The organism is Bradyrhizobium erythrophlei (assembly GCF_900142985.1).
GTDB classification, from domain to species: domain Bacteria; phylum Pseudomonadota; class Alphaproteobacteria; order Rhizobiales; family Xanthobacteraceae; genus Bradyrhizobium; species Bradyrhizobium erythrophlei_B.
Genome location: NZ_LT670849.1, coordinates 5,199,643 through 5,211,806, shown reverse-complemented (window position 1 = coordinate 5,211,806; position 12,164 = coordinate 5,199,643). Strand labels below are relative to the sequence as shown.

12 protein-coding genes are annotated in these 12,164 nt (G+C 56.4%); 6 read left to right on the top strand and 6 right to left on the bottom strand.

All coding sequences use genetic code 11. The annotated features are described in order from the left end of the window. Nucleotides 1-118: 118 nt before the first annotated feature. From BUA38_RS24790 to BUA38_RS24765, 6 genes are all read right to left on the bottom strand, one after another. Nucleotides 119-1,051, bottom strand: coding sequence for a sulfotransferase (locus tag BUA38_RS24790; protein ID WP_072822044.1), 933 nt, complete (start codon nt 1,049-1,051; stop codon nt 119-121). Between the two features lie 82 nt (nt 1,052-1,133). After that, nucleotides 1,134-2,429 (bottom strand): glutamate-1-semialdehyde 2,1-aminomutase, encoded by a 1,296-nt coding sequence (locus tag BUA38_RS24785; protein WP_072822042.1) that lies wholly within the window; start codon nt 2,427-2,429, stop codon nt 1,134-1,136. Continuing rightward, a complete protein-coding gene (locus BUA38_RS24780; RefSeq protein WP_072822040.1) occupies nt 2,426-3,148 on the bottom strand; it encodes a cytidylyltransferase domain-containing protein in 723 nt (240 codons plus the stop codon). Before BUA38_RS24780 ends, BUA38_RS24785 begins: the two co-directional genes overlap by 4 nt. Continuing rightward, entirely contained in the window at nt 3,145-3,903 is a 759-nt protein-coding gene (locus BUA38_RS24775) for a class I SAM-dependent methyltransferase (RefSeq protein WP_072822038.1), read from the bottom strand. The genes BUA38_RS24780 and BUA38_RS24775 overlap by 4 nt, the downstream gene beginning before the upstream one ends. Nucleotides 3,904-4,098: 195 nt before the next feature. After that, nucleotides 4,099-4,614, bottom strand: a complete 516-nt coding sequence (gene nusG, locus BUA38_RS24770) for a transcription termination/antitermination protein NusG (RefSeq protein WP_072822036.1) — start codon at nt 4,612-4,614, stop codon at nt 4,099-4,101. Then, complete coding sequence (locus tag BUA38_RS24765; protein WP_072822034.1) at nt 4,611-5,252, bottom strand: winged helix-turn-helix transcriptional regulator; 642 nt, start codon at nt 5,250-5,252, stop codon at nt 4,611-4,613. Before BUA38_RS24765 ends, nusG begins: the two co-directional genes overlap by 4 nt. Nucleotides 5,253-5,502: 250 nt before the next feature. On the opposite strand from BUA38_RS24765, the gene BUA38_RS24760 reads away from it, so the two are divergent. From BUA38_RS24760 to BUA38_RS24735, 6 genes are all read left to right on the top strand, one after another. Continuing rightward, entirely contained in the window at nt 5,503-5,748 is a 246-nt protein-coding gene (locus tag BUA38_RS24760) for a hypothetical protein (protein ID WP_072822031.1), read from the top strand. 349 nt (nt 5,749-6,097) lie between these two features. Further along, complete coding sequence (locus BUA38_RS24755; protein WP_083587754.1) at nt 6,098-7,111, top strand: acyltransferase family protein; 1,014 nt, start codon at nt 6,098-6,100, stop codon at nt 7,109-7,111. A gap of 39 nt (nt 7,112-7,150) precedes the next feature. After that, nucleotides 7,151-7,402: a hypothetical protein gene (locus BUA38_RS24750; RefSeq protein ID WP_072822027.1), complete on the top strand. Its 252-nt coding sequence runs from the start codon at nt 7,151-7,153 to the stop codon at nt 7,400-7,402. 150 nt (nt 7,403-7,552) lie between these two features. Beyond that, the gene (locus tag BUA38_RS24745; RefSeq protein ID WP_072822025.1) at nt 7,553-8,701 is read left to right on the top strand and encodes a glycosyltransferase family 4 protein; all 1,149 of its coding nucleotides are present in this window, start codon (nt 7,553-7,555) and stop codon (nt 8,699-8,701) included. Between the two features lie 746 nt (nt 8,702-9,447). Next, on the top strand, nt 9,448-9,663 hold the full coding sequence (locus tag BUA38_RS24740; RefSeq protein WP_072822023.1) for a DUF2061 domain-containing protein: 216 nt from the start codon (nt 9,448-9,450) through the stop codon (nt 9,661-9,663). 502 nt (nt 9,664-10,165) lie between these two features. Then, nucleotides 10,166-11,359: a CaiB/BaiF CoA transferase family protein gene (locus tag BUA38_RS24735; protein WP_072822021.1), complete on the top strand. Its 1,194-nt coding sequence runs from the start codon at nt 10,166-10,168 to the stop codon at nt 11,357-11,359. Nucleotides 11,360-12,164: the final 805 nt, after the last annotated feature.

Genomic DNA, 12,164 nt, shown 5'->3' with positions numbered 1-12,164 from the left:
AATATCGGCTAAAGATGCGCGCGATCAGACGTCCACATTCGGACGACAGCAAACGCAGCAGCGACGTTGCTGGCCAGATCAAAAGACTTGCGAGCCCACGCATCGCCAAAAACTGGTCTCACCACCGATAACCGAGGGCCTCGTTGACCTCACGAAACCGCTTGAATTCCTTCGGATCAGCCTCGTCGAGAAACGCATAACTGTCTCTTGGCTTGTAAGGCCGCAACGACCGAACCATCGGGTAGGTCTGATCCGTCATTCGACTTACCAGGAAGCGCGCAACATCGGCCAAAAGCGGCTCCGGATCCGAAAGCAGCGCTTCGTATCGAATGACGTGCAACTCGTCACGACGTTGTCCTGACATTGCCTGGATTGAAGACTCGGCGTCCCGGCGCCACAAATAGCAAGCGCGATCGATGGGTTTCATTGCAACCCAGCGCTCCGCCGTGTCGTCGTCCACGCGGTCAGGGACACGATGCCCGTCAACGAACTTGTACGGCCAATAGTGATGCTGGAGGGCCTCATCCGTCAGCCAGTTTCTTTGAAGAAGCGAGTAAACGACGTCGCGTCCATCTCTCAGAATGAGGAGAAACTTGGCTTCAGGCAGAGCTTCACGCAAATTCGAAATAAAGCCGATGACATTGATGGTCTTGATGGCCACCCGCAAATTTCGTTCGTTGATGTAGGCCAACGCGTCGGCGGTGTTCGCAATGCTGCTCCAGCGATGGATCAATTCCTTCCACGGCATTGAATTGAGAATGAGAGTCGTATCATTCGGCCGCAAATTGACCCTGCGTGCGTGAGCCGATTCAACCAGCAGATCCTCATGCAAATACATACGCAGCAGAAGGAAGGCTATGTTCTTGCTGATTTCATTACGCTCGAGCAATCGCATCAGAATGTGCACGATTTGCGGCTCGTAGTGATACTCCATTCCCTCAAATGTGCTGATGATCTGACCAAAAACGCTGGTTCCGGAACGAGGACACCCGGTGATAATGACGGTATCCTGGATATTTTGAAGCTGTCGTTCAGCTAGTTCGTATTGCATGCGTGAGATGTCTTTCGGAACGATCAATTTCCAGCAGCTGAGTCGCGTCGCCCGTGCAACAGGCTCGACACAACCAAGCTGTTTAATTGTATTTGCGGAACACGGGCTTGACCGCGGGACCTACAAGATATTTCTCAGTGCCTTGGTCCAGCGCTTTGCGATAGATGGCAAAAGTCTTGTCCAGAGCATTGGCCGTAATTTCGAGCTCCTCGTCGCCATGCCGATAAGAGAATCCGATCCAGGGCATCAAGACGCCGTTGCGGACCATCTCTTGCCCAAAAATCGTACGCAATTCGGGCGACGGAGCGCCATCAGAGCTAAGCGTTACGAAGTATGGCGCGCAGGGTGCTCCCACAATTTTGAAACTGTGCGCCACGCCGTGCTGACAGGTAACCTGATCAAATATTTTCAGGAGCCTAGTTCCATAGTTCCAATGATGTTCAATGACCTTATTTCGCTTCATGAAGTCGACGGTGGCGACGAAGGCGCCCAAACCACACATTTCCGCGCCGTTCGTGGTGGAAAGCAGGAATACTCTTTCGCGGCCCGGAAATTCAATTGAACCCAATTCCATGATCTCGCGCTTTCCGGCGACACACGACACCGAAAAGCCATTCGCCATGCCTTTGCCGAAGGTACAAAGATCCGGGGTAATGCCGTAAAAATATTGCGCGCCCTTTAGATGCCAGCGGAAGCCCGTGATCATCTCATCAATAATGAATACAGCGCCATGTTTCCGGCAAAGCCGTTGAACGCCGTTGAGAAAGCCCTCCTTGGGCTCTTCCATCGACATCGCTTCCAGAATAACGCAGGCGAATTGGCCGGGATGACTGTCGAGCAACGCTTCCAGCGACGCAAGGTCGTTGTAGTGGAACGTCTTGGTCAAGGTCGAAATATTCTCGGGCACGCCGTTCGTCAAAGTGGTCGAACCGATGAACCAATCGTCATAGGAGAAGAATGGATGCTCCAGACAGCGCGCCACCAAATCACGCTTCGTGTATGCGCGAGCCAATTTCACCGCCGCCGAGGTAGACGTCGATCCATTCTTGGTAAATTTCACCATGTCGATTGAATCGATAAGATCGATAATCGTCTCCGCGGCCTCGAGTTCGATCATGGAAGGACGCGTCAGGCTATTGCCGTATTCTATCTGCCTGAAAGCAGCTTGATTGATCTCATCCTCTCCGTAGCCGACATTCACGCCGCGCAGCCCCATACCATAGTCGAGCAGCATCGATTCGTCCGCGCCATAAACGTAGGCGCCCTTGCCGCGCTTCAGGATTTGAGGAGCGTTCGACGGAAACTGGTCATATCCGCGCGAGTAAGTGTGGGCTCCGCCCGGAATGGCTCTAAGAAGACGCTCCTGATAGCTGCTCACTTCAATTCTCCTCGTAACCGCGCTGACATCAACGACTCGGCCATGATGGCGTCGCACAACTCATCGATTTCGATAGACTTGTAGCGCTCAACGACCCAAGCAGCCGTGTACGCGTGATGGAATCCCTTGAATTCCCGGAGCGCATCGACGGTGCTCGCATAGATCGACCCTTCGATGAAATAGTAACGCCCCTCAACATCCTGACGTCTCACACCGTTCGGCTGGCTGTCGAGCACGGGCCTGAGGCATCCGGACTCGATCGAAAAAAGAAACGACGGATGACTGGCTTCCGCTTCCGAGACGCTGACGATACTCCTGATGTCGTCGTTGGTTGCCAGCCGTTCGAGCGCTCCTGTTATGTCCTTGCCTTCGCGCAGCGGCGAGGTCGGCTCCAGAAGCGTCACGATGTCGTAGTAGGATCCAGTACCAGCCAGGTGATCAACTGCATGCAGAATAACATCGATGCTCTTGGCTGCGTCGTCGGCCAATTCCGCCGGCCTCAGAAATGGAACATGAGCTCCAGCGCGCCGGGCAACAGCCGCAATGTCTTCGCCATCGGTGCTAACGACCACGCCATCGATGTAAGGACAGGAAAGCGCCTGCTCGACGCTCCAGACAATCAGGGGTTTTCCGCAAAGCGGACGAATATTCTTTCCCGGCAGTCCCTTGGATCCTGCCCGAGCCGTGATCAGTCCTAGAACTCGCTTGCCGTTGATCACGTCTTGGTATCCGACAGGCGCCGAGCTGCGATAAAGTACCAGGGCATCAGAAGCGGGCCAGAAATCTGCATCCGTGCACCGTCGGTCGTTCGGCGGGTATAAGTTCCGAGGCCCTTGTGAGACGGCCGAGGAAGATCGATGGTGATTTCAAACGGAATGGATTGAAGACCACCGTATCCCAAGGAAAGCAGGAACTTCTCGACGACTGGCAAGGAATAGACGTTGCAGAAGCCTTTCCCTTTTTCTTGATAATTCTCGTCATATTCCTGAATTTCGATCGTGCAGGTCGCCTGGCCATCGAAGAACAGGGACGACAGGCAAATCCACTTTGCACGTGTTGCCGCGAATGATCGTAGAGGTCTTTTGAATTCGGGAAGCCAGCTCAGAGTTTGGAAACTAACGAGGCAGTCGACGTCTCGGCAAACCTCGGGATCCAGCTTATACAAATCGCCGCTCAACAGCCTGGCTCGGCTGAGACCATGTCGCTCATAAATCGCGTTACCCCGCGCCACCAGGTTTGGATTCAAATCGATGCCGGTGAACGTCGCGTTGGGAAAGTGATTTTGCATGTAAAAAAGATTGGCCCCCTGACCGCAGCCAATATCCAAAACGCGAGACACCGCGTCCGGCTTCATGGCGCCGATCTGTTCGAGCCACGCACAGAAGGCCAATGTGCTTTGATAGGGCTCATCGAACTGACGCTCATGATAGGCGTAGTCCAAATCGTCGTTCAGCCACTCCGTTGTTCTCTGCATTTGCGGCCTGTTATTTACGCTCGCCTAGGGTTGCATCGAAAACTTCGAATTCAAAGACACTTCGAAATTCAGAGACAAGCCTGAAATTCCCACGCTACCGCAGTCCGGGTGACTCAAGCGCCACACGGAGACTCCGCCAGATGCGAAGCAGATTGAAACGCGCCATCGCAATGGCGCGTGATTGGGCCGCCTTTTCTAAGCGGCGACGACCAAGTCCGCGTCGAGCAGGACGCGTACCTTGCGGCCGAGCATCTCCAAGAGAATTGATACGCGATCACGGTCAGCGAGGCCATTGAAGAGGCCAGCATTGTCCATAAACGCACCCGCCAACACCCTCACCTTGTCACCCGGCGCGAAGGTCGGCCGCGTATCCATCCGAATGAAACCCTTGTCGTCCTCGCGCGCTTTCAGCGCGTTGACGATGCCGATCGGCACCATGGCTGGCGCATCACCATTGGTGACGAGCCTCGCAACGCCAAAGGTCGACTGGATCGAACGCCAGCGCTGCGTCGCCATATCGATGGCGACGAACATGTAGCGCGGGAACAGCGGCTTCGCCGTGAAGTCGACTTTGCGCGCGTGCCGACGGCGCTTGAGATAGCGCGGCAGGTAGACCTGATAGCCCTGGCGAATGAGATTTTGTGTCGCCTTCGCTTCGCAGTTCACCTGGGTCTGCACGACATACCAGACGGTCTCAGCCGCATCGGTCATCTGGCGCCTCCGCCCGCGGCATTGAGACGCAACCTCAACAAGGCCGGCGCCAACACCCGTTCGGCGCCAACGGCGGCGATCGCCGTTTCATAGGATTGCATCGCACGCGTCACGTCCGTCACCAGCACCGCGTCGAACTTTCCCTCGACGTCGGCAAAGGTCTTGACCACATCGACGCCAGCGAATTTTGCGGCCGTGCTGCGCGCATCGACCACAGCGACGATGGTGATGCCGGCGTCGAGCGCACAAAGGATGGCGATCTCGGCAAGATCCGATTGGCCAGCAAGCACCAGCCCCTCGAAGCCCCTGCCCTTGGCGGCTTCGAAGGCCTGCACGCAGTCACCCTTGGCGAGGCGAAAAAAGGAAAACGAGTTGGACAGGTATTGCACCGTCAGCCGCGACTTCTCAGCGAAACCCTGCGGCGTCAGGTAGTAGGCGTAGCGGCGGGCCGGCGCGTCATGCACCTTGACCAGACCCTTTTTGACGCAGCGCTTGAGATAGGCGTTGACCAGACCGAGAGCGATGCCGAGCTCGGACGCAATATGGCGCTGCGAGCGCTCCGCGTCGCTTTCCAGCGAACTGAGCAACCCGAGAACGATCCTCTCGTCCGCGTGGTCGGTTTCCAGCAGGCGATCCATCTTTGGCACCTCTTCATGAAAGAGTTTAGCTCGTTCACCCCGTGAACGTCAAGCGCGTCGTTCAAAACGTGAACACATAAAAATACAACAATATCAGAGTGATATATCGTTCCAGATTGGCCTAAGGACCAAAATGCTCTAAGGAACGAGCGAAAAAGCACCGCTCCCAATAACGAGAGGCTGTCCGTATTTGGCCTCGTGTTCAGTTTGTGGGTTAGCAGTGCCCCAATTTCCCGTTAAAGAGCCCGATATGAAAAACTTGATCCGCTATCGCTACAACACCATGGCCGCTGAGTCGCCCAATGGGGAATGGACGTGGCGGGTAATTCTGGAAGAGCCGAAAGGCTTCAGAGAGGTCCTTGCAAAACGCCTAATGGTCAATGTCCCTTCCTTTAGCAAGGAGGATGAAATGCCGGTCGTAGGACGGAAGTTTCACATGGCTTGCCGGGGCACGTTCCGTCTCGACGAAGATGGCACGGGGACTGTTGATCCTTAGCCGCCTTGGGAAGCCGCTTCTTTTCATAGCCGCGAGATGGATTTGCCATCTCCCTTCTAGGGGTCGACCGACGAGCGTTGCCTCTCAACAACGTACGTTCCCCCACTTCAACTTCGCGAGCAAATTCCCTGGTTGGAGCTGATGCGCCTTTTCGACCCGAAATCACGAGCAAGCGGAAACGTTTGCTGATGTCGTTTCCGAAAAGCCGAGGCGTAGTTCCGGAAAGGGTTCAGCGCCATCAGCTTGTGAACGTCAAAGCCGACGTTCATAATGAACTTAGCCGAACGTTTTGGATAATATCAGTTCCTTAGTAATTTCACCGGCGATTGAAGCAAGCGAATGCCAATTGATGATCACTATTGGTCGACAGAACGGCGCTCGCAGCGCCGCTCTCGTTTGTTGGGCCGAGCAGGCCGCGCATAGAGTTCAACTCATGGAGGATAATGGTTGGAACCAGCTTGATACGGTCAGATTAATCCTCGCGTCGATAGTGGCAGTCGATCATGCCGTCGGCATTTTTGTTTCCCCGTTCGATCTCGTCGGCTCGCAAATCAGCGATGCCTTGTCTCAGGCAGCCGAAGTCGCGGTCGAGCTGTTCTTTCTGACCTCAGGCCTGGTCATCGGTCGATCATTGATCGGCAAGTCCCATTATGGCGATGCGCTCTTTCTGGTCTTCATGACGCGGCGGATTGCGCGAATTTATCCACCTCTTCTGTTCAGTGTTTTGCTTACCGTTGCGATGGCCTTGATCCTGCGCGCGCTCGGCCTCGATCGATATCATGGTACGGCGCAAGCTCTCACAAGGGATTCATTTTCTTATCTCGACAACCTCAGGGACGTCGGACGAGCGCTGCTGACGTTCGGTTTCAGGGGCGGGCTCACTGGATCATCAAACGGACCATTATGGTCTCTGGCGTTGGAAATGCAGGCCTACGTTGTTGTTGGTCTGCTCGCTCAGGCATTTTATTCCAAACGAATATGGATGGCGATTTTGTGCTTGATTGGCCTAGCTTTCGCAATTCGCGCTCGCGAAGGCGGCCCCCTCAATGAGCTTTCCGTGATCTGTTTCGGCTTATTCGCGCTTGGCGTTTTGCTGAACATCGCAAAGCCGAGCTTTCCTAAGCTGTTACCACCGATACCGATCGATTTTTCCTACAGTCTTTATATTTTGCACTTTCCGACCATGCTTTTTATATTCTTTTTAACATGCCAGGAAGAAGTATCAGCGGCGAAGGCCTGGCTCCTCGTTTCGGTCTCGCTAATCGTAGCGTTTGCCATGTCAGTCTTGTCAGGAATTTTCATCGAGCGCCACCGAGGCCCGCGTCTTCGTTTGGAAATTCGAAAAGAAGCTCTGAAGCATTAACGGCGCTTCTTCTAAATGAAGCTCGCTTAAGGACCTGCGATGCCCCACGACGACGGCGCCAATGTCAACTATTTCGTTCACGAGTTAAACGCCCCAAAAAAGGTTGGCCATGAAGCGGGTGAAAAAAGGATCATCGCGGCCGCTGCGCCGCCCAACGACAACATCCGCCTCGTTTTCCAGGAGCGGCCCAAGAAACTCCACCAGAAGTTCTGGGGGTTCTTGCAGATCGGCGGAAATGATGCCGTAAAACGAGCCGCTCGCCGCGGCTTGTTATGGAAAGCCACGTCATAGCCGCCCGCAACCTGGACTGCGCCAATCGGCGCCCAGGGTCCAAGCATGCCAGTTGTAACCGGCGCTCCGCCGGCGCCTATTTTGGCCGGCATTGCCGCTGGCGCCGGCTTTTTCGGCTTGGTAATGCTGCCCTCCCAACATTTCGAGTGAATGACATTGGCAGACACCAAGCCATCTCGACGCCTGCTTTACGTCGTCAACGAAGATTGGGCCTTCCTACTCAACCGCTTGCCGATGGCGCGCGCGGCCCGCAAGGCGGGCTTCGAGGTTCACGTGGCAACACGCGTCAATGAGGGCGCGGAGGCCATCACGGCGGAAGGTTTCACCCTGCATCCGATCCCGCTACGGCGCGGCGGGCTCTCGCCTCTCGCCGCCATCAAAGTCATCTCCGAACTCCGAGCAATCGCCGCACGCATCAAACCTGACATTGCGCACCACTCCGGCCTGCAGTGTTGCGTCTATGGCTCGATCGCAGCACTTGGTCGGGCCTATCCCTACGTGAGCGCGCTGACCGGCATGGGCTATGTTTTTACGTCCGTCACGTTGCGGACGCGTGTGCTGCGCGCGATCCTCAAGATGATCCTGCCGTCACTGCTGGGGCGGAAGGACGACGTTGTGCTGGTTCAGAATCCGGACGATCGCGCAGCGCTGACCGATCTCGGAATCGATGAGACAAAGATCGTTCTGATTCCAGGGTCCGGCGTCGACACCGACGGGCTCCAGCCCTTGCCTGAGCCTGAAGGCCCAATCACCTACGGCTTCGCGGGGCGCCTCTTGACCGACAAGGGCATCCGCGCATTGGTCGGCGCGCACGGTATCGTTCGCGATCGCGGCCTCCAGACCAACCTCCTCATTGCCGGCAATCCCGATCCTGCCAACCCGGCCTCCGTCTCGTTGCAAGAGGTGGATGAATGGAGCAAACGTCCCGGCATCACCTGGCTCGGCCACGTCACAGATATCGCGTCGCTTTGGCGGCGCTGCCATTTTGCTGTCCTCCCCTCGCACCGCGAAGGCCTGCCCGGCGCGCTGATGGAGGCGGCCGCTTGCGGGCGCGCCATGATCGCAACCGATGCGCCGGGCTGCCGTGAGATCGTCATTGAGGACCAGACCGGCCTTCTGGTTCCGATTGAGGATCCGGAGGCTCTTGCGGCGGCGATCGAAAAATTGGCCACTTCGCCCGAGTTGCGCACGCGATATGCCAAAGCGGCGCGCGATTTGGTCGTCAGCAGACTTTCGACCAAGATCATCGGCGGGCAGATAGTCCGACTCTACAAGGAACTCGCCGCCCCGCGGTCCTGAATAGAACCCCTCCGCGGGTCTCCGGTATAGATCGGCTCCTTACTCTCCTCCATCTTCCAACGAAAACTCTCCACTCTGGCGAGAACCCCGCTATGAGCGAGTTGGTGTCAACTCGAATGGCGAACTTCAAAACAGTCGAACACTATCGGTTCTCATCAGAGAAAGCGAGGCAACCGCCTGACTGACTATTAGGCGTTTCGGACTACCTTGACCTGACATAGGGTGAGCCTTTCGCCTAACCAAATTCAAATATCGGGACCTGTTTCGGTGAAGACCGAGGTAAAACGCGATGCTCGTTGTTGCGTCAGCTTTCTAGCAACTGTCGGAGCAACGGTTTCAAGCGCCCGGCGGTAACTTTTGCGGGCAACATCGACGTGTTAGTAGACTGTATCCGTCAGCAAGGGAGGCCTAACCAAACAAGGGGATCTGCGTTTTCAAACTTTTAAGGGCTTCCATAATGGTCGACGAATCCCACATGCGTTTTCCGTGCCAGTGCGGAGTTGAATACCGAATTGTGCCTAAAGAGATTCCGCTGACAAAGGACGAAGTGATCGTTTGCGAGTGCGGGCGCCCGATCGGAAACCAAGGAAAGTACAGTACGCGATACTTCGACTATCAGAAGGAGAAGTAGCCGCGAAGTACGGCCTCGGAGAAGCCTCCCCGGGATACATGGACGGGTACTATCCGAGTTTGAACTATTCGAGCGAATGAGCTAGCCGAACCCCAGATATTCAAGGGGGCCTGTCATGAGATTTCTGACGCAGGGCGAAGCACATACGCGCTCGTTCATTAAGGCTGTAAGTTGGCGGATTACCGGGTCGATCGATACCTTCGTGATCAGTCTATTTGTTACAGGGAAATTTGGGCTCGCCGGAACGATTGCCGGAGTAGAGGTCGTCACAAAGATTGCGTTGTATTATTTTCATGAGCGAGTGTGGGCGATCATCCCGTGGGGAAAATAAGAGTTCAGTACGAGGCCAACCGAACCGCCAACACAGACGCCCGCCCCCCGCGAGATCCGGCCGCGCAACTGTGGTGGCGAAGTTTGCGTATGTTGGTGACCCGGAGTCTAGGAAGTGGAGCATGTCGTTTCTCGTTTCATCCGGAAGACGCCGCCATTTTGAGATATCGCGCAGTGAAAGCTGCGTGTGAATGAACGAGCAGCCGACCAATAATAATTGGCAGACCCATACCGCCACCGGCTCCGAAACTTGGATATGTGTGCCTTAGGTCATGTATGCGAACGCCCTCAAGGCCGGCGAACGCGGTGATAGCCTTCCATGGACTCTTGAGGTCAGGGCGTGGCTTTGCGGGGTCTGCTTTGGTCGCAAGGCCTTCGCGGACAAACAGGATTGTGGATGGCAGATAGCTCCCCTATACCTAGCACCAACAACAAGGCCGAATGGCACAGTCACCAGCCTTGCACGGACCCGCCCTGTTCGACCCGCCGCCGGAGCTTTCCGAATGCCCGTCCCGCATGCCTCACAGGCCCTCAAGCGCTTCACCGTCCTCGATCTCACGCGCGTCCGGGCCGGCCCCACCTGCGTACGGCAGCTGGCGGATTGGGGCGCCAACGTCGTCAAGATCGATGCGCTCCTGGAAGATGCCGGCGGGGAACAGCTCGGTGGCCCGCGCCATGGTTCGGACTTCCAGAATTTGCACCGCAACAAACGGGCAATCGCGCTGAACCTGAAGAAACCGGAAGGCATCGAGGTCTTTAGACGGCTGGTGGAAAAAGCCGACGTCGTGGTCGAGAATTTCCGGCCCGACGTGAAGGCAAAGCTCGGCGTCGACTATGAGAGCGTGCGCAAGATCAACCCGCGCATCGTCTATGGCTCGATTTCCGGTTTCGGCCAGGACGGCCCCTATCACAAGCGCCCGGGCTTCGATCAGATCGCGCAAGGCATGGGCGGGCTGATGTCGATCACCGGTGCACCAGGCGAAGGCCCGATGCGGGTCGGCATTCCCGTCGCCGACCTCACCGCGGGTTTGTTCTGCGCGATGGGCATCCTCACCGCCCTTCTCGAGCGTGACGTCTCCGGCGAAGGCCAATGGGTGAAGACGTCGCTGTTGCAGGCGCAGATCTTCATGCTGGATTTCCAGGCCTCGCGCTGGCTGATGGAAAAGGACGTCGCCAAGCAGGCCGGCAACGATCACCCGACCTCGATCCCGACCGGCGTGTTCAAGACCTCCGACGGCTATATCAACATCGCCACCACCGGCGGACGAATCTGGCAGCGTTTTTGCGAGGCGCTCGGCGACCCCGATCTCGCCAACCGGCCCGAATACGCCACCGCACCCGATCGGTCAAAGAACCGAAAGGCACTCAACGCCGAGATCGGCAAATTCACCGAGAAGAAGTCGAGCGAAACCTGGGTCAAGGAATTCAACGCCGCCGGCGTGCCGTGCGGCCCGATCTATTCCATCGACCAGGTGTTTGCGGACGCACAGGTCGAGCACCTCGGTATGGCGCAAGATGTACCCAACACGGAGGGCCGTCACATCCGGCTGGTCGGCCAGCCCTTCACGCTGTCGCGCACTCCAAGCAGGATGGCGGCGCGACCGCCCGAATTCGGCGAGCAGACTGAAGAAGTGCTGTCAGAGTTTGGATTTACGGCCGAGGAGATCAAGTCGCTGCGTCAGGGCAAAGTGGTTTAGTCTAAACCGACTCGCACCCACAATTTTCCGCTGCAAGATTCTCCCAACCTTGTACGGCGAGTCGTATACCTTCCTCGAACGGCCGCGGGACCACGCCCAACAGTGAGACCATGGCCTCTGTCGAGAATTCAGGACTTTCTTCAAAGCGACGCAAGATATCCGGATTTGGCGTCCTGAATCCTGCTCGACTCAAGAGCTCCAACAGCGCGATAGCGGGCGAAATGGGAACGGCCACGAATGATCGATTTAGACCTTTTGCCTTCGCACATGCCGCAGCCATCTCGCGCCAGGTTAGCGCTGGCCCAGCAACCGCAAAAGCGGCCGGTGCATCCCATGTTCTCCGAACTGATTGAAAAATGCACTCAACCACGTCGTCAATGTAGATAGGGCGAACCATCTGTCGCCCACCGCCTGGAACCGGCAGGATCGGGAAACGCTGCAAGGCAGCTACTAATCGTTGAATATTCCGTTCCTGGGAGCCCCCATAAATCATCGCCGAGTGCAGCATAACCCCACGCTTGTCGCTTGCCAGGAACACTCGCTCCGCTGCGCGCACTTCGTCGGCAGCGGCATTTGGCACTTTCGAAAATCGCCATGTCGACCCCATGACAATTACCTGCACTCCAGGACGACAGCATTTTAATATGGTGCTTGTATATCGAGCGTGAGCGCAAGAGATGACCCGGTCGGCATCTCTCAACGCCTCGTCGACGCCTTCGGATGTCTGAAGGTCGGCACTAAATCCGTCCGGCAGACGACGCGACACCTTTCGTACGACCAACCCGACATTTTCGAGCTTCCGGCA

Bases quoted from the DNA above. Each gene is read 5' to 3' on its own strand.
- BUA38_RS24745 (WP_072822025.1), top strand. From the start codon at position 7,553: ATGACATTGGCAGACACCAAGCCATCTCGACGCCTGCTTTACGTCGTC.
- BUA38_RS24790 (WP_072822044.1), bottom strand. From the start codon at position 1,051: ATGCAATACGAACTAGCTGAACGACAGCTTCAAAATATCCAGGATACC.
- BUA38_RS24740 (WP_072822023.1), top strand. From the start codon at position 9,448: ATGAGATTTCTGACGCAGGGCGAAGCACATACGCGCTCGTTCATTAAG.
- BUA38_RS24760 (WP_072822031.1), top strand. From the start codon at position 5,503: ATGAAAAACTTGATCCGCTATCGCTACAACACCATGGCCGCTGAGTCG.
- BUA38_RS24735 (WP_072822021.1), top strand. From the start codon at position 10,166: ATGCCCGTCCCGCATGCCTCACAGGCCCTCAAGCGCTTCACCGTCCTC.
- BUA38_RS24750 (WP_072822027.1), top strand. From the start codon at position 7,151: ATGCCCCACGACGACGGCGCCAATGTCAACTATTTCGTTCACGAGTTA.
- nusG (WP_072822036.1), bottom strand. From the start codon at position 4,614: ATGACCGATGCGGCTGAGACCGTCTGGTATGTCGTGCAGACCCAGGTG.
- BUA38_RS24775 (WP_072822038.1), bottom strand. From the start codon at position 3,903: ATGCAGAGAACAACGGAGTGGCTGAACGACGATTTGGACTACGCCTAT.
- BUA38_RS24755 (WP_083587754.1), top strand. From the start codon at position 6,098: ATGATCACTATTGGTCGACAGAACGGCGCTCGCAGCGCCGCTCTCGTT.
- BUA38_RS24765 (WP_072822034.1), bottom strand. From the start codon at position 5,252: ATGGATCGCCTGCTGGAAACCGACCACGCGGACGAGAGGATCGTTCTC.